Here is an 18,427-nt window from a genome sequence, read left to right on the forward strand (position 1 = left end):
TTTTTGTTTTATATGGGAAGTGATAAAGTCGTATTATTCTTCAGCAGGTTGGAGGTTTTCACCGATATTGTATCCTAATTCGTCATCACGTTTTTTATCCTGGAAAAGATATGAGTTTCCTTCTTCAGATTCGATATAGTAAAGGTTTGTATAGATAAAATCCGGGTTGTCATGTTTTAATACTTTGGCAACATTGTCCGGGATAGGAGTATCCTTACTTAATTCATACACTGTCCTTCTCCAGAAACCTCTGTCCGTTGCTATTTCCCCATGAAAGAAAACATGTTTAATTGTATCATTGTGAAGGATGAAGTATTCATGCTCTCCGTCATTCATGTACCCTCTTATCTCTGCCCCCTTATATTTTTCGTGTATAAAATTAAAATGGTCTTCGGGCAGATTTACAAACCAGCGTGTGTCGTTTGGAGTACATCTAAGGGTTCTCAAGTAAAGTCCGTCGTCATTGATATAAATATAATGTTGCATGTTGTCGGATTTTTTCCAGGGATACGTGAAATGTAATGTGTAAAGGGGCCTTGTTATCCCTGCTCGTTCTGTCTTAAATATCTCGATGTCCTGTACGCCAATATATCCGGCTTGCAGGAAAGAAGTCTGAACTTCAATGGGGAGTTGTTGGATATCGCTGATCTCTGTATAGGTCATTTTCCAGCTATCATTGACATACGAGATCAATGCCTCATTTTGTTCCGGATCTTTAAATTTTATTTGGTCGATGCCATCCGAATAATTCATGAAAGAAGTGATCTCAGCAGATGGATATCTTTTGGAGAAGTCGCTTTTGATTGCTGCGGGGATCTCATCTTCTATTGTTGAGTTCTCTTTATCACAGGCAGTAATACACATAAGTAGCATACATGCTACGATGTAGTGAAAACAGTTTATTCGCTTCATAAGCATTTTTATTTAGACAGGTAAATACAATAGTAATACTAGTTGGGTACAAAGATAAGAAAAACAAGGAATAGAAATTCTCAGACAGACTTCTGTTCCTTGTTTATGATGTATTATTTTTTACCAGTAAATCAAACCGAGTGTGCCGCAGCCAATTAGCGCTAATCCCAGCAAAGCGTAAAATATACGTGCCCCTTTTCTTCCGAATTTATTTACGAAAGTTGTTGCTCCGCTGGTTTCGAAATACCAGTCGAAATTAAAGATGGCAGCGACCAGGGAAAATGCTCCCAGGGCAATGAAGATGGCTAGTATGAAATAATCGGTAGGTTCCATCGGTTATTTTACTTCTACGGTTCGTGATCCGTCGGAATTTTCGCTGATCGTAACGTTTACCACGTCTCCCGGCAACAACTCTTCGATCTTTTCCGGCCATTCGATAAAGCAGAGGGCGCCACTGTAAAAATAATCTTCGGTTCCTATCTGTTCTGCTTCACTGATCTTATTGATGCGGTAAAAGTCAAAGTGATAGATCAACTCGCCGGTCGTATCGCTGCGATATTCGTTGATGATGGCGAATGTCGGGCTGTTGATAACATCTTCTACGCCCAGCTCTTCGCAGATCGCTTTGATAAAAGTTGTTTTTCCGGCTCCCATGTTTCCGTAGAAGGCAAAGACGGTACGGTCATCCATTCCGGCAATGAACTCTTTGGCTGCCTGGCGGATGGTATCTAAATTTTCAATCTTGATAATACTCATGATGTCTGTCGATTATTGATCATTTGTAATCTACCCGCAAAGGTATATTAATTTTCAATTTTCAATTCTCAATTTTCAATTATTTTGGTATCATGGTAATAAACGGCACCATCATTTCTTCCATCGAGATACCTCCGTGCTGGAATGTATTCTTATAATAGGAAACGTAATAATTATAATTGTTCGGATATGCAAAGAAATCATCGTTCATGGCAAATATATATTTGCTGCTCAGGTTGGGAGAGGGCAGGCCTATCTTTTCCGGATCGCGTATCTCTAATACTTCTTTGGGGTTGTAATTCAAATTTTTACCAACTTTGTAACGGAGGTTGGTATTGGTGTTCCTGTCTCCTATCACTTTGATCGGGTTATTGACACGGATCGTTCCGTGGTCGGTTGTAACGATCACTTTATACCCTTTATCGGAGATACGTCTGAACAACTCCAGGGTGGTTGAGTGTTGGAACCAGGAACGGGTCAGGCTGCGATAGGCAGCTTCACTTTGTGCCAGTTCGCGGATCATCTTCATTTCCGTCCGGGCATGCGACAACATATCCACAAAGTTCAGGACAACGACATTCAGCTGGTTGTGCGTCAGTGAAGAGATCATATTCAACAGCTTTTCACCATATTGTGAGTCGTGTACTTTATTATAAGAGAAGGTGTATTTCTTGCGGAAACGATCGATCTGTGTCCGGATCAAAGGTTCTTCGTTCAGGTTTTTTCCTTCTTCACTCTCTTCATCCACCCATAAGTCCGGAAACATCTTTTCTATCTGCAAAGGCATCAAGCCCGAAAAAATAGAGTTGCGGGCATACTGTGTGGCGGTAGGAAGAATACTGTAATACAGGCTTTCGTCGAATGTAAAATATTCAGCCAGCAGGTCTTTGACGACACGCCACTGGTCCAGACGGAAATTATCGATCAGGATGAAGAACACCTTTTCATCATTGTCCAGCAGAGGGAATACCTTTTTTTTGAAAAGATCCGGGCTCATCAGAGGACGTTCGGCGGGGTTTTGTATCCAGTTTACATAATTCTTTTTTACGAATTTCCCGAATGCGTTGTTTGCTTCTTCTTTTTGCATCCGCAGCATATCGGTCATCTGCACCTGGCTGCTTTCCAGTTCCAACTCCCAGTACACCAGTTTCTTGTATAATTCCATCCAGTCGTCGGTCGTCAGCGAATCGTTGATCTGCATACCGATGCGGCTGAATTCCTGCTGGTAGCCGACTGTTGTTGTTTCCGATATGATGACGTTTTTATGTACGTTCTTCTTAATGGAGAGGAGCAGCTGGTTCGGGTTGACCGGTTTGATCAGGTAGTCAGCAATCTTGTTTCCGATTGCCTGGTTCATAATGCTTTCCTCTTCGCTTTTGGTAACCATGACGACCGGCACGTTAGGGTTGATTTCCTTAATGTGGGCGAGTGTTTCCAGACCGGTCAGGCCCGGCATGTTCTCGTCCAGGAAAATAATATCGAACGATTGTTCCCTGCAACAGTCGATTGCATCCTGCCCGCTGATTACCGGAACCACTTCATACCCTTTATCCTGCAAAAACAAAATGTGAGGTTTTAGCAAATCGATCTCATCATCTGCCCAAAGTACTCTGTCTTTCTTTACTGCCATATTTGTTACCTTATTATTTCTTACAAATTTAATCGGAATAGTTTACATAATAACGAAGCTCGTTACAGATTTGTATATTATCCGCTGTTTTTTTACGGTCTTTTATATCCTTGTGTCTTATTTTGTAAATATCATGAAAATAGACGGATACTCTCGTTTATTATCCCTGATATTCTATATACAGTAACAAAATATCCTGTAAAAAGTTACAAATACCCCCTCTGCATACGGGTAAAAAATGATAAGTTTGTATATCTGTTATCAGGGGAAAAGAAGCTCAAACCGATTAGTCTGTTACTATATGAATAGAATACGATTTATATCTATTATTTGTCTGCTCTGCATTATTCCGTTTGTGCAGGGGGAGGAGAACAAGATATTGTTTAACCGTCTCGATGTAAACAACGGATTGTCTTCCAGTGAAGTCACCTGTATCTATAAGGACCGGAAAGGGTTCATGTGGTTTGGCTCCAGTTCGGGGTTGAGCCGTTTCGACGGATATGAGTTCCGTGCCTTCCGGCATGAGGTGGACGGTGCCCTGTTTTCGGAAGCCTATGTCACCCAGATAACGGAAACAGCCGACAGAAATTTGTGGATATCTTATGAAGACGGAAAAGTAGGCGTATATAATCCGGTTCAAGATGAATTCTATACGTTGGAAGAGATACAGAAGAAATTGGGACTACCGGAAAATATATCGAGAGTTTTTCAGGGTAAAGATTTTCAATTGCTGTTCAGTACTTTGGATAATGAGCTATGCGCTTACGACTATTTGACCGGGAAAGTGACCTGTTATCCTGCCGATCCGTCGGAAGGACAGGTCTGTGATGTTTACCAGAAAGGGGATATACTTTATGCGATTCATGTAACGGGTACTATTGAATTGATAGACTTATCACAGGAAAGAGCCATACTCAGGAACGACCACTTGAAAAAAGCCTGCAAAGCCAAACGTTTTATGCTGTTTGTGGATAGCGATAATGAGATATGGGTGTATCTCGATCCGGAAAGTTACGGTGGCGTATACCGTTTGAACCTGCGGAGCGGCAAATGGCAACAGTATGATACCTGTTCGCCTATCCCCCTGAGTTCTTCCCTAATACGGGGAATAGAGGAAGATTCGAATCGGGTTATCTGGATTGCCGCCGACCATGGAGGGCTGAATCTGCTGGATAAGAATACGGAAACGGTTCGTTATCTGAAAAATAACCCCTTCGACCTGCGAAGTATCAGCCAGAACAGCGTAATCAGTTTATATAAGGATGATACCGGAATCATCTGGACAGGAACTTACAAGAATGGCATTAATTATTACCATGAGAGTATCTTTAAATTCCGTTCGGTCCGTTATCCGGTGATGGAAGCGGAGGATGCGGAGATTAATGACTGTAACTGTGTGCTTGAAGACCGTTCGGGTAATTTATGGATTGGCACGAATGGAAACGGCCTGCTTTATTATAACCGGCATACCGGGCAATACCGGAAATACCGCCATGATCCTGCTGATCCTTCCAGCATCAGCAGTAATATTGTGGTTTGCCTGGAGAACGATGCCGACGGTAACCTTTGGATCGGCACGTATGTCGGCGGGTTGGATTGTTTTGACGGAAACCGCTTCAAACATTACCGTCCCCAGACCGATAGCCTGAAAGAGTTGTCGAACAACAGTGTATATAGCCTGCATGCGGACGAAGCCGGAAATCTCTGGATCGGTACGCTGGGGGGAGGTTTGGATTGCCTGAACCTGAAAACAGGGGAGTGGTCACATTATTATTCGGGCGACCCGCAGAATCCGCTGGGTTCCGATTATATTTATTCCATATCGAAAGGACGCAAGGATGAATTGCTGATCGGAACTTCATTGGGAGTCAATATGCTCGACACGAAAAGCGGACGTATCTCTTCTTTTAAAGGGGAGGTGAACGGCACGAAAGTATTCAATGATAAAGCAATCAATACGGTTTACCGGGATAGCCGCAACCTGTTGTGGATAGGCAGCAACAACGGGCTGACCGTCTATGATTCTTCCCATGATAAAATATATCATCTGGATAAAACGAACGGGCTGCCTGATAACGATATCATGTCTATCCGTGAAGACGATACCTACATCTTGTGGCTTGGTACGAAAAACGGTTTGCTTCAGCTTTCTCCGCAATACCGGAAAGATGATACGTATCACTTCAATTGCATTACTTATTATGAAAATGAGGGCGTGCAGGGACGTGTGTTCAACCGTAACAGTGTCTGCCGCTCTTCGTCGGGAGAGTTGATTTTCGGCGGGACGAACGGGCTGACTATCTTTAATCCGGCGCAGATAAAATATAATTTTAATCCCCCGACGGTTGCCGTAACCGGTTTTTTCGTGCAAAACGACCAGATCCTGCCGGGGCAGTCTTATAACGGGCGGATCATCCTCCAGGATGAAATCAGCTATTGCAACGAGTTGTCGTTGCAATACGATGAACGTAGTTTTTCTTTGAATATCACGGCACTCAGTTATTTCCTCCCGGAGAAGAACCGCTTTTCGTATATCATGGAAGGGTTCGACAAGAAATGGACAACCCTCGATGCCGCAAACCGGATTGTCACCTATACCAACCTCTCTCCCGGCACCTATACTTTTGTGTTGAAAGCAGAAAATAATGACGGAGTCTGGAGCCAGAAACCGGTAAAACTGAAGATTACAATTATGCCTCCTTTCTGGGGAACCAATTGGGCGATCTTTTTCTATTGTATCCTGGCGGCTTTCATGATTTATGGCACGATCCGTTTCGTCCTTCATATTCAGAAACGCAAGTTTGAGAAAGAGCAGGAGCGGATACGGGTTAACCAGCTTCATGAAATGGATGAGATGAAATTGCGTTTCTTTACAAATGTAAGCCATGAATTCCGTACGCCTTTATCCCTGATCATTACACCGATCGAGAAATTGATGAAAGGCGAAGCCAACCCGGAGAATCAGATGATACTGAAACTGATCTATCAGAATGCGAACCAGTTATTGCGGTTGGTGAACCAGTTGCTCGACTTCCGCAAAATCGACGTGCAGGGAGTCCAGCTGCTTCTCTCTTCCGGCGATATCGTATTGTTTATCAGGAATATTATTTACTCTTTCAAGGAATTGTCGGAGAAAAAGAATATCCGTTTCTCTTATACGGCTTCGTTCCCGGTGCTGGTCATGAAGTTCGATACGGACAAAGTGTTCAAGATCGTATCGAATTTGCTGAGTAATGCTTTCAAGTTCACGCCCGAAGGCGGGGAGATATCCGTTAATCTGAGTATGCAGCAGAGGGAGGACGGGAAGAGCCTGTTGCTGATTCAGGTCAGCGACACGGGGATCGGTATCGCAGAGGATAAATATGATCTGATCTTTAACCGTTTCTACCAGATACCTTCGGAGGATAAATCGGGAACCGTGGTCGGTACAGGTATCGGGTTGCATTTATGCCGGGAGTTTGTCAAACTGCATAACGGAGCGATCTCTGTCAGAAGCGAAGTAGGAAAGGGGAGTACTTTTACGGTTTCACTTCCGATAGAACTGCCTGAGATACAGGAAATCATTACCTCTCCGGATAAACCGGACACAACAGGCAATGTGGAATCGGGCGGAGTGTCCGAACCGGAGAATCTGTCTGAACAGCTTCAGGAAACAGGTGCGGCTGAGACGCTGGCCGTATCGGATAAACCTACTTTGCTGATCGTCGATGATAATGCCGATTTCCGGGAATTTATGAAACTGAGCCTGAGCGGCGCATACCGGGTCTTTACGGCCGATGACGGCGAGCAGGCCTGGGAAGTCATCCTGGAGGAACTGCCCGATATGGTTGTCAGCGACGTGATGATGCCGGTGACGGACGGTATCGTCCTGTGCAAACGTATCAAGCAGGATATCCGCACTTCCCATATCCCGGTCATCCTGCTGACTGCCAAATCAGCGGAAGAAAGCAAGCTGACCGGATTGGAGGCCGGTGCCGACGACTATATCGGCAAACCGTTCAATATGGACATGCTGGTCTTGAAGATACAGCATCTGGTGGAAATGAAAAAACGGTTGCAAAAACAGTTTTTGCAATCTTCTCCGACCGGTATCCAGTTATCGGATATTCCTATCAGTTCGATGGATGAACAGCTGATGCGGAAAGCGATCGCTTATATCGAAGAACAGATTTCCAACCCGGAACTCTCTGTGGAACGGTTAAGCCGCGAAATGGGCATGAGCCGTGTGAATTTCTATAAGAAAACGCTTTCCATAACAGGAAAGACCCCGGTCGAACTGATCCGTGCGATCCGTATGAAGCGGGCGGCATTGTTGTTGGAGAAGAGCCAGATGCGCATCAACGAAGTTGCCAGCGAGGTCGGTTTCAACGACATCAAACTATTCCGTAAGTATTTCAAGGATGAATTCGGTACGTTACCGTCCGATTATATGAAAAGGGAGTAAAGAGCTCCCCCAAGTAGGGTGACAAGGAATCATCCCACATGATTGTGGCAATCATCCTACATGATTCCTATAATCATCCCGCATGATTCCTGTGATCCTCTTACAATCATTCTGTATGATCTAATAGAGAAAGACAGAGGGAATAATATGTTAAATAAAGGGAGTTTTTACCACTAATGCAGCGTGTTAAAGCGGGGGATAAACAAAAATCCCCCATAAAAAACACATTTTATCCCTCCCCATTTACCGTTTGCCCCGCATCGTGAAACATCTTTTCCTTCATGTGTAAAGTACATGAACTAATTTTGTTTCAGTTAAAAATTTATTTTTTACTTAAATCAATTCAGTATGAATAAGCACGTTAAAATTTTGTTGACACTGAAGTCTTTGGGATTTGCAGTCTTGCTTAGTACGGGGCTTGTTGCCCATGCAACAGTCGGCACCGGTAATGTAAATCCGGCCAACGCAACTGCCCAACAGCAGTCGAAAAAAATCTCAGGTATTGTAACAGATGAAAAAGGTGAACCTATTATCGGGGCAAACATTGCAGTAGTCGGAACAACGATCGGTATAATCAGTGATATGGATGGTAAATATGAACTGGAAGTGCCTGACGGAGCCGAGGTGACAGTCTCTTATATCGGTTATGTTTCCCAAACATTTAAAGTCTCTTCGAAGGCTTCTTATAATATTGTATTAAGAGAAGACTCCGAAATGATCGAAGAAGTAGTCGTAGTCGGTTACGGTACGATCAAGAAAAGCGACGTTTCCGGTTCCGTTGTTTCGGTCGACAAGGAACAGATGATGAAACGTAACCCGCTGAACCTGGCACAGGGATTGCAGGGATCGGCAGCCGGTGTGATGGTTTCCAAAAACTCGGGCGACCCGGAAGGAACGGCAACGATCCGTATCCGTGGTGTTGCGACGGTAAACGGTTCGGCCGACCCGCTATATGTAGTCGACGGAGTACAGGTGGGGAACAATGCCAACTTTGTGAACCCGGCCGACGTGGAAAGCATCGAAGTCCTGAAGGATGCCTCCGCTACCGCTATCTATGGTGCCCGTGGTGCTAACGGTGTCGTGATGATCACGACGAAGAAAGGCTCGAAGGGCGCTACCCAACTCAACTTCTCTGCTAATTTCGGTATCCAGAATATGACCGGTAAACTGGATGTGGCCGATGCGGATCTTTTCGCTTATTCCGTTCGCCAGGGACGCGCCAACGATAATGCAAATATCCAGAATAAAGCATTCGGGGCAGACTATGCAGGCCGCCTGCGTACGATCGACTGGCAGGATGTAATGACCCGTACCGCATTGCAGCAGAATTATATGTTGTCTGTTTCCGGTGGTAACGAGAATACCCAATCCACCTTCTCTGTCGGTTATCTGAACAACGACGGTGTCATTCTGGATTCCAACTTCTCCCGCCTGACAGCCCGTGCCAACGTGACGCATAAGATTAAAGATTTTATTGAAATAGGTGGAAATGCCGCTTTTGTACACTCTGAAAAAGTAGGTGGCGGAAATCTCCGCAGCTATGCTACATTAACGCCGACAATGGACTATGTGGACGAAACGACCGGACAGTTCATCAGTAATGACTGGCGTGTCAATGCCGATGGCACCTACAATGCTTTCATGCAGATCAGCGGTGAAGGCGATATCGCAAAAGGGCAGGACAACCCGTATGCTGCCAAGATGGAAGAGGACAAAACTCCGACCTACGAAAATAAGTTTGTCGGCAGTGCCTATCTGAACCTGAAACTGTTCAAAGGATTACAGTTCCGCACGATCGGTTCCTATACCTTATCGACCGTCGATGCCAGCGCATTCAACGTTGTGAATGACCGTTCTATCACGGCTGCCCAAAAGAACTCATTCTCCATGAACCAGTCACAGGATAATAATATTGAAGTGGAAAGTTATTTTACATATAACTGGAAAAACGACATCAATAACCTGACGGTCATGGCCGGTAACTCCGTAAGTAATTATTGGGGCCATTGGGTATCTGCTTCTGCAAACGATTTCCTGTCGGATACTTATCGCCAGATCTCATTGACAAGCGACCAGACTTCGCGCATCGGTGACGGAGGTTATAATCTGAAAACCCGTTATATCTCCTGGTACGGACGTGCCATGTACACATTGATGGACCGTTATATCGTAACGGCTACCGTACGTCGTGACGGTTCTTCCAACTTCGGTTCGGGCAACCGTTGGGGTACATTCCCTTCTGCTGCCCTGGCCTGGCGTCTGTCGGAAGAAGATTTCATTAAGAACCTGGATCTGTTCAGTAATATGAAATTACGTTTCGGATGGGGACAAACAGGTAATGCCGGTGACGCGACAAGCCTGTCCGTATCGCAGCTTTCTTCCAACCGTATCGCTTACGACTGGGGACAGTTGGGAGGCTCTTCTTCCAGCTATACGAAAGTAGTCGGTTTTGCCCAGCTGAAAGAAATCGATACCAACCTGAAGTGGGAGACAAATACACAGACGAATATCGGTCTGGATTTAGGCTTGCTGAATAACGACCTGAATATCACGATGGATTACTTTATCCGTGATTCTAAAGACCTGTTGCTGTATCGTAATATGCGTCCGTCTACCGGACATGGCCAGGTGTATACCAATGCCGGACATATTCAGAATAAGGGTTTTGAGTTCAGCGTATCTTATAACAAACGTTTCGGTGATTGGAATCTGGGGGCAACGCTGACCGGTTCTACTTTGAAGAATAAGGTAATCGAAGTGGGTGATCCTATTTATAACAACCTGGATGCCAATGGCGATTTAATCACGGACGATGGCGATAACTGGACGACTCACTCGGTTACGATGGAAGGTCATCCGGTAGGTTCTTACTATGGTTATGTAGTGGAAGGCATCTTCAAAAACCAGGCGGAAGTAGATGCAGCCAATGCCCTGGCGAAAGAAAACGGTTACGATGCTTACCAGGTGAATGCTACGACAGTAGGTGATTACAAGTATAAAGATTTGAATGGCGACGGTCATATCGACGGAGATGACCAGCAGGTTATAGGACACGGTTTCCCGAAACTGAACTACGGCCTGACATTGAATGCCAGCTGGAAAAACTGGGATGCCATGATTTATATGTATGGTGTAGCCGGCATGAAGATCAACTCGTATGCAGCCATGAAAATGACACAGTTGTATAAAACCGGCGGCGGTATCCAGAATACGTTGAAAGAATATATCAACAATGCCTGGAGCGAATCGAACCCGGATGCAACCTATCCGCGTATGACTATCAACGATAACAACACCAATATGAAAGCATCCGACGCGTATGTGAAGAAAGGTGATTTCCTGAAAATTGCCAATATCCAGATCGGTTATACCTTCCCGCGACGCTGGTTGCAGCCGCTCCGAATGGACAATGCCCGCATCTTCGCCTCTGTCGAAAACCTGGCGTGCTTCTCCAGCTATAATAAATACGGTGACCCGGAAGTTGGTAATGCAGCCGTCTTGCAGACCGGTTTCGACGGCGGACGTTATCCTTATCCGCGTACATTCACTTTCGGTCTGAGCGTACAATTCTAATTGTTTAATCTTATAATTCGAGTCTTATGAAAAAAATAGTTATATCCGTCCTGTCAGTAGTCCTGTTACTTTCGACAAACAGTTGTAAGGATTATCTGGAAGTAGACCATTACGATATTCTCCCCGGCGACTTCATGTTCCAGAGTGAAGAAAACGTGGAAGGCGGCCTGATCGGCTGTTACGATACCTTCTATCCGTCGAAAGAAGACAATGAAGCCGGAGCCGACGGTTCCATGTGGGGATTCAAGCCGCAATATATGCTGTCAAACCATCCGACACTCGATACACAGGCGAGCGGTTGGGATAAAGCATACTGTACGGAAGACTGGACCTCTTCCAGTTCCGAGTTCCTTTCCTTATGGGTAGGATGCTATAAAGCGATCTCCCGTTGTAACACGTTGCTGGAAGGCCTGGAAAGCATGGACAACGATCTGTTCAGCGAAGGAGAGAGCGGCAAGAAGAAAATCGAGGCACAGGCCCGTGCCATCCGTGCTTACAACTATCTGGCATTGGCTAAGAACTTTGGCCGCGTCCCTATGCTGATGGCGGGAGAGACCTATGTCAACACCCCATCCAAACCGCGCCCGGAAACGGAAGATGAAACCTGGCAGGTGATCATCGACGACCTGGCATTCGGAGCATCCGTTTTGGACTGGACGCCTATCAATGGCGAATACGGCCGTGTAACCAAAGGTTTCTGTCTGGGTTATCAGGCTGAGGCTCTGATGTTCCAGGAAAAATATGCAGAAGCTAAACCGTTGCTGAAACAGATTATCGACAGCAATACCTATTCGCTGGTTCCTTGCTTCAGCTATTTGTTCGATCCGGAAAAAGCCTGGCAGACAGAAGACGTTTTTGCTACCGTCATGTGGACGGATAACGGGAATAACACGTCGGGTGTGCAAGGATGGTCACCGACGGAAGATCATTATATGACAGCTTGCTATTGTGCCGCTTCTATGGAATATAACGGTTGGGGCTCCCTGTTTGTTTCCTGGGAATGTTACAATTCGTTTGAAGAGGGCGACCGCCGCCGTGCCGCATCAATGGTGGCTTTAGGCGAGACGAACCCCTGGACCGGACAGACGATCGGTGCCAACGGTGCTCCGAATGTAAAGACTGGTTCCGAATACATGCCGAATATCTCCAGCCTGAAATACTGGCGTGCCAACTGCGACTATTGGACGACGATCAACCAGCCGTTCACCATGCACCTGTTACGCTATGCAGGTATCCTGCTGAATTATGCGGAATGCAGTTTCCAGACCGGCGACGAAACAAGTGGCTGGGATGCAATTCGCCAGATTCGCGAACGTGCCTGGGGTAACCACGAAGTAGGCCTGAGTGATCCGGAATATCCGATCCCGATGCAGGGCGAAACTGTTTCGGTTCCGGATGCAAGAACTTATTATACAAGATATAAAGCAGAAAAAGGTTATTCTGCCGACGTATGGATGATAGCTGTAAATATGGAACGCCGTCATGAGTTCAATGCAGAATTTAGTTTCTTCTATGACCTGAAACGTACGGGAATGATCGAAGAGTTCATCAATCTGGAATATCCGAAGGGCGTCGGCACGGCTCCGGGTACAGACGCAGCTTATCAGGATTGGCGTACGTATCGTACTTTCGATTATAACAAGGACAAAATGCTTTACCCGATCCCTTACCAGGAAATCCTGACAAATGCGGAGATCGGACAGGAAGATCAGAATCCGGGATATTGATTGATTCTTAAACGGTTTGATTATAGCTAAAGGAGTATCTCTTCCCCTCTCGAGAGGGGAAAGAGATACAACCGGTCGCTTAGAATCCGAGATAAGACACAGAGTATTTCCGGAAAATCTGCAACTATCAAAATGATACTACCTTACCATGTAATTCGCATTACTATACCAGGTATTTTGAATTACCCCACCGGGTAATATTTTTTAACGTATCAAAAAGACGGGAAAATAACTCGTTGCATTTCATTATGCTATTCGGGGAATTGGTAAGTCTTGATTAAATCTTATTCACATGAAACGAACACTTATCGGCATATACTTACTGGCTTCTGTCATCTCCTTACCCGCACAGGAGTTTAAACTAAATTCGTTAGGCTATTTCCGCAACGGAGGAGTGGATGTGATGTCGTTCAACGATTTCTATCCCGAAGGCCATCAGGGAGGCGTTTGCCTTATCATGAACGGTAACAGGGTGGCGACAAACGGCGATATACGCCTGGAAGCAACCCCCGGGCAATGGCAACCGGTTCCCAAACAGCTGGACCGGAAAACGGATCATGCATCCAACAGTATTATAACCGAACTTTGCTATCCGGATTCATCCCGTCATATGACCGGCTTCAATCCGATGATCTATCCCGATCTTCAATTCAATTACACAGTCCGGGTAGAAGGAAAGGGCGCGGATATCGTGGTTACGGTGGATCTGGACCGTCCCGTCCCGGCTGAATTTGCCGGTAAGGTGGGATTTAACCTGGAACTGTTTCCGGGAGGCCTTTTCGGTAAACCCTGGCTTATGGACGAACAGGATGGTATCTTCCCCCAACAACCGAACGGGCCGACACTGAATGTCCCTTCCAATCACCGGCATTCGGGCGATTATTGTTCTTTCACCCGCGAAAGTGGCCTGCTGGCCGACCGGCAACAACTGGCAGGGGACGGATCATCCTATAACCCGATCATTGCCGACGACCTGATTGCCGAACCTTATGCAGTGGGACATCGTTTTACCGTACGTCCCGACGACGCTTATAACAAATTTACAATCGTATCGGAAAACACGGAATTAAAATTATATGACGGAAGGATGAACCATAATAACGGTTGGTTTGTCGTCCGTAGCGAAATACCGGCAGGAGTTACCAAAGGCGCTGTCTGCTGGACAATCACTCCGAATGTGGTGGAAGACTGGTTGTATACACCGGTGATCCAGACCTCGCAGGTCGGTTACCATCCGGGACAGCCCAAGGAGGCGATCATCGAACTGGATGCGCGCGACACGGCCCTCCCCGAAGCCGCTTTATACCGGATTACGGCAAAAGGCGATGAGAAGGTGCGTTCGGCCCGCCCGCAGCAATGGGGCAGTTTCCTGCGTTACAATTATCTGAAATTCGATTTCTCTGATGTGGCGGATGAGGGGCTTTATCAGGTTCGTTACGGCAATTCGGTCTCTTCCGTTTTCCGTATCGCACGGAATGTGTATGAGCGGGGTGTATGGCAACCGGTCCTGGAATATTTCCTTCCGGTGCAGATGTGCCACATGCGGGTGAACGAGAAATACCGGGTATGGCATGACTTCTGCCATCTGGACGATGCCCGTATGGCTCCGGCACTGAATCACATAGACGGATATACCCAGAGCGCTTCGACGCTGACAACATACAAACCCGGGGATATTGTTCCCGGACTGAATATCGGCGGATGGCATGATGCCGGCGACTTTGACCTGCGTGTGGAATCGCAGGCCGGCGAATCTTATATTCTGGCACTGGCCTATGAAGCCTTTCAGGAAGATTACGACGTTACCTCCATTGACCACCACAACCGTATCACGGAGATTCACCAGCCGGACGGTAAGCCTGACCTGTTGCAGCAGGTGGAGAACGGTGCCCTGACGGTAGTCGGCGGTTATCGTGCCCTGGGACGGTTGTATCGCGGAATTATCTGTAATGACCTGCGCCAGTATGTGATGCTGGGGGATGCCGGAGCCATGACCGATAATGTGATGGGGAATGCAGACGACCGTTGGGTATTTACCGAAGATAATCCTTCCTGCGAACTGAGTACTGCTGCGGCTTTGGCTGCCGTTTCCCGTGTGCTGAAAGGATTTAATGATACATTGAGCGTGCAGTCTTTGCAGGCTGCCCGTGAGTTGTTTGACAGAACCCAGGTGAATGATCGTTCGGAGATCAATAAGCTACAGGCCGCAGTAGAACTGTATGTCGCTACCGGAGAAGAGGTGTATAAGAAGTATATCCTTTCCCAACAGGAATTGATCGTTCGGAATATTGCCCGTACAGGCTGGTTTATCGGGCGTGCCGACCAGGCGATGAATGACGGGAAGTTCTCAGTTGCTATACGTAAGGCATTAGCCGTTTACCGTCAGGATTTGGAGGAGCAGAAGAAAGAAACACCCTATGGAGTACCTTATAAACCCAGTATCTGGGGAGCCGGCTGGGACATTCAGTCATTCGGGTATCAGCAGTATTTCCTGGTGAAAGCCTATCCCGACCTGTTCGGGCCGGAATTGCTTTATAATGCGTTGAACTTTATCCTGGGATGCCATCCGGGAAGCAATACGGCTTCGTTTGCCTCCGGTGTCGGGGCTAATTCGGCTACGGTCGCATACGGTTTGAACCGGGCGGACTGGTCCTATATTCCCGGCGGTGTGATTTCGGGTACCGCCATGATCCGGCCCGATTTTCCGGAATTGCTGACGTTCCCGTTCCTGTGGCAGCAGACTGAATACGTGATGGGGGGCGGTTCCTCGCATTATATGTTCCTGGTGCTTGCCGCCCGTCAGTTACTTGAAAATAAATAAAGACCTATCCTATAAAAAACAGATATCATGAAGAATATATTGACTAGCATAAGTTTACTGGCAGCGATGCAGTTTTCCTCCCTTCAGGCGCAGGAGTTCAAACTCGATCCGGCCGGTTATTTCCGAAACGAAGGAGTGGATGTGATGGCTTTCAGCGATGTTTATCCCGAAGGTAAACAGGCTGGCCTTACCCTGATTATGAATAGTAACCGGGTGGCCGCCAGCGGCGATATCCGGCTGGAGACTTCACAGGGGCAATGGCAGCCGCTTCCGGTACTCCGCAATCGCCAGGTGAATGAGGCGGATAACAGCATTACCGTCACACTGAGCTATCCCGATTCGTCCAGACATATGACAGGGTTCAATCCTACGTTATACCCGGATTTTGTCTTTCAATATACGGTCCGTGTGACGGGAGAAGGAGAGAATGTGGTGGTGACTGTCGATCTGGATACACCTGTCCCGCAGAAGTACGAAGGGAAAGTCGGTTTTAACCTGGAGCTTTATCCGGGTTCCCTGCTGGGTAAACCCTGGATCATGGATAGCAAGGCCGGTATTTTCCCGGCACAGGCAAACGGTCCGACGATCTCCTGCGAATCGAATACCCAATGGCTGGGCGACTTTAATCCCGCCGGTAAGGTCGATCTGAAACATTTGCTGGGTGACGGGACTTATAACCCGATGATTGCCGACGATATTGTGGCGGCTCCCTATGCTCGCGGAAAGAAATTTACGATGAATCCCTCCGATCCTTATAACAAGGTGACGGTCCGTTCGGAAAAGGGTGACCTTATTTTGTATGACGGCCGGATGAACCACAACAACGGTTGGTTTGTCTTGCGGACGGAAATACCGGCAGGCGTTTCAAAGAATGCAATTAAATGGGTGATTACCCCGCATGTGGTAAAAGACTGGCTGTATACGCCGGTTGTACAGACTTCGCAGGTCGGTTATCATCCCGATCAGCCGAAAGTCGCTGTGATTGAATTGGATAGCCGCGATAAGGTCAACCAGGAGCCTGTTCTTTACCGGATTACGGATGCCGGCGAAGAGGTGGTGCCGGGCGGTCCGGCACAGGAATGGGGTAAGTTCCTGCGTTATAACTATCTCCGTTTCGATTTCTCTTCTGTCCGTGAAGAGGGTTTATACCAGGTGCGTTATGGTGAGTCCGCCTCTCCGGTATTCCGTATTGCCGGGGATATTTACGAACGCGGCGTCTGGCAGCCTGAACTGGAATATTTCCTTCCGATCCAGATGTGCCACATGCGGGTGAACGAGAAATACCGGGTATGGCATGACCTTTGCCATATGGACGATGCCCGTATGGCCCCTGTCGACCTGAGCCATATCGACGGTTATTCATCAGGACCTTCCACGTTGACGAACTATCAGCCGGGGGATTACGTTCCCGGTCTGACTATCGGTGGCTGGCATGATGCCGGCGACTATGACCTGCGTGTCGAATCGCAGGCAGGAGAGGCCTATATCCTGGCGTTGGCGTATGAACATTTCGGTATAGATTACGATGCCACGACTATCGACCATCATAAACGTATCACGGAAATACATCAGCCGGACGGCAAACCGGACCTTTTGCAGCAGGTGGAAAATGGTGCATTGACAGTCGTAGCCGGTTACCGGGCGTTGGGACGCCTTTACAGGGGGATTATCTGTAACAGTGTCCGCCAGTATGTCCACCTGGGAGATGCCAGTGCCCATACGGATAACGTGACCGGTAATGCCGACGACCGTTGGGTGTTTACTGAAGATAACCCATATCGCGAACTGACAACGGCTGCCCAGTTGTCCGCCATCTCCCGTGTGCTGAAGAATTTCAACGATACATTGAGCACTCAGGCATTGGATGCAGCTAAAGAACTGTATCAGGTTACCCGCACGGACGAACGGGTTAAAGGAGCCAGAATACATGCGGCAGTCGAACTTTATCTGACTACCGGAGAGAATGCTTATAAAGACTATGTCCTTGCCGAACAGGACTATATAGTAAAACATATCAATCGCCTCGGATGGTTTATCGGCCGCTTTGACAAGGCCGTGAACGATGCGAAATTCACTCAGGCTATGCGTCAGGCATTGCTGACGGTTCGCGACCAGTATGAGCAGATGAAAATGCAAACCCCTTACGGTGTACCGGAAGATCGCGGCAATCTGAGTTCCGGTTCCTGGGACGTGCAGACATTGGGCTACTACTATTGCTTCCTTCAGGATGCTTATCCCGACCTGTTCACACCTGATTATATATTCAATGCGATCCACTTTATCCTGGGGTGTCATTCGGGAAGCAATACCGTTTCCTTCGCTTCCGGTGTCGGAGCCAATTCAGCGACGGTCGCTTACGGGGTAAACCGGGCCGACGGCTCTTACATTCCGGGTGGAGTTACTCCGGGTACTGTCCTGATCCGTCCTGATCTTCCCGAACTGGTCCCGTATCCGTTCATCTGGCAGGAAGGCGAATACTGCATGGGCGGCGAAGCCTCTTACTTCATGTATATGGTATTGGCCGCACGGAAGATTTTGAATGATAAATAGAGTTTGTAATGCAT

Annotated in this window: 9 protein-coding genes; 5 read left to right on the forward strand and 4 right to left on the reverse strand. The window is 47.1% G+C overall.

The window, feature by feature from the left end:
- Window positions 1-33: 33 nt before the first annotated feature.
- The 4 genes from NBH14_RS12950 to porX form a co-directional block, all read right to left on the reverse strand.
- On the reverse strand, window positions 34-912 hold the full coding sequence (locus NBH14_RS12950; RefSeq protein WP_186959569.1) for a hypothetical protein: 879 nt from the start codon (window positions 910-912) through the stop codon (window positions 34-36).
- A 120-nt stretch (window positions 913-1,032) separates the two neighbouring features.
- The gene (locus NBH14_RS12955; protein ID WP_009860178.1) at window positions 1,033-1,245 is read right to left on the reverse strand and encodes an immunity 17 family protein; all 213 of its coding nucleotides are present in this window, start codon (window positions 1,243-1,245) and stop codon (window positions 1,033-1,035) included.
- 3 nt (window positions 1,246-1,248) lie between these two features.
- Window positions 1,249-1,668 carry a tRNA (adenosine(37)-N6)-threonylcarbamoyltransferase complex ATPase subunit type 1 TsaE gene (tsaE, locus tag NBH14_RS12960; protein WP_009860177.1) on the reverse strand — a complete coding sequence of 140 codons (420 nt, stop codon included), beginning with the start codon at window positions 1,666-1,668 and terminating at the stop codon, window positions 1,249-1,251.
- Window positions 1,669-1,747: 79 nt separating this feature from the next.
- Window positions 1,748-3,298, reverse strand: coding sequence for a T9SS response regulator signal transducer PorX (gene porX, locus NBH14_RS12965; protein WP_010801006.1), 1,551 nt, complete (start codon window positions 3,296-3,298; stop codon window positions 1,748-1,750).
- A gap of 301 nt (window positions 3,299-3,599) precedes the next feature.
- On the opposite strand from porX, the gene NBH14_RS12970 reads away from it, so the two are divergent.
- The 5 genes from NBH14_RS12970 (at window position 3,600) to NBH14_RS12990 (ending at window position 18,413) form a co-directional block, all read left to right on the forward strand.
- Window positions 3,600-7,742: a hybrid sensor histidine kinase/response regulator transcription factor gene (locus tag NBH14_RS12970; protein ID WP_186959570.1), complete on the forward strand. Its 4,143-nt coding sequence runs from the start codon at window positions 3,600-3,602 to the stop codon at window positions 7,740-7,742.
- Window positions 7,743-8,090: 348 nt separating this feature from the next.
- Complete coding sequence (locus tag NBH14_RS12975) at window positions 8,091-11,315, forward strand: SusC/RagA family TonB-linked outer membrane protein (protein ID WP_186959571.1); 3,225 nt, start codon at window positions 8,091-8,093, stop codon at window positions 11,313-11,315.
- A 26-nt stretch (window positions 11,316-11,341) separates the two neighbouring features.
- Complete coding sequence (locus NBH14_RS12980) at window positions 11,342-13,042, forward strand: RagB/SusD family nutrient uptake outer membrane protein (RefSeq protein WP_186959572.1); 1,701 nt, start codon at window positions 11,342-11,344, stop codon at window positions 13,040-13,042.
- Between the two features lie 292 nt (window positions 13,043-13,334).
- Complete coding sequence (locus NBH14_RS12985) at window positions 13,335-15,863, forward strand: glycoside hydrolase family 9 protein (protein WP_186959573.1); 2,529 nt, start codon at window positions 13,335-13,337, stop codon at window positions 15,861-15,863.
- Between the two features lie 27 nt (window positions 15,864-15,890).
- Window positions 15,891-18,413 (forward strand): glycoside hydrolase family 9 protein, encoded by a 2,523-nt coding sequence (locus NBH14_RS12990; RefSeq protein ID WP_186959574.1) that lies wholly within the window; start codon window positions 15,891-15,893, stop codon window positions 18,411-18,413.
- Window positions 18,414-18,427: the final 14 nt, after the last annotated feature.

Source organism: Parabacteroides caecihominis, assembly GCF_023656785.1.
GTDB lineage: Bacteria > Bacteroidota > Bacteroidia > Bacteroidales > Tannerellaceae > Parabacteroides > Parabacteroides segnis.

Bases quoted from the DNA above. Each gene is read 5' to 3' on its own strand.
- NBH14_RS12970 (WP_186959570.1), top strand. From the start codon at position 3,600: ATGAATAGAATACGATTTATATCTATTATTTGTCTGCTCTGCATTATT.
- NBH14_RS12985 (WP_186959573.1), top strand. From the start codon at position 13,335: ATGAAACGAACACTTATCGGCATATACTTACTGGCTTCTGTCATCTCC.
- tsaE (WP_009860177.1), bottom strand. From the start codon at position 1,668: ATGAGTATTATCAAGATTGAAAATTTAGATACCATCCGCCAGGCAGCC.
- porX (WP_010801006.1), bottom strand. From the start codon at position 3,298: ATGGCAGTAAAGAAAGACAGAGTACTTTGGGCAGATGATGAGATCGAT.
- NBH14_RS12990 (WP_186959574.1), top strand. From the start codon at position 15,891: ATGAAGAATATATTGACTAGCATAAGTTTACTGGCAGCGATGCAGTTT.
- NBH14_RS12975 (WP_186959571.1), top strand. From the start codon at position 8,091: ATGAATAAGCACGTTAAAATTTTGTTGACACTGAAGTCTTTGGGATTT.
- NBH14_RS12955 (WP_009860178.1), bottom strand. From the start codon at position 1,245: ATGGAACCTACCGATTATTTCATACTAGCCATCTTCATTGCCCTGGGA.
- NBH14_RS12980 (WP_186959572.1), top strand. From the start codon at position 11,342: ATGAAAAAAATAGTTATATCCGTCCTGTCAGTAGTCCTGTTACTTTCG.
- NBH14_RS12950 (WP_186959569.1), bottom strand. From the start codon at position 912: ATGAAGCGAATAAACTGTTTTCACTACATCGTAGCATGTATGCTACTT.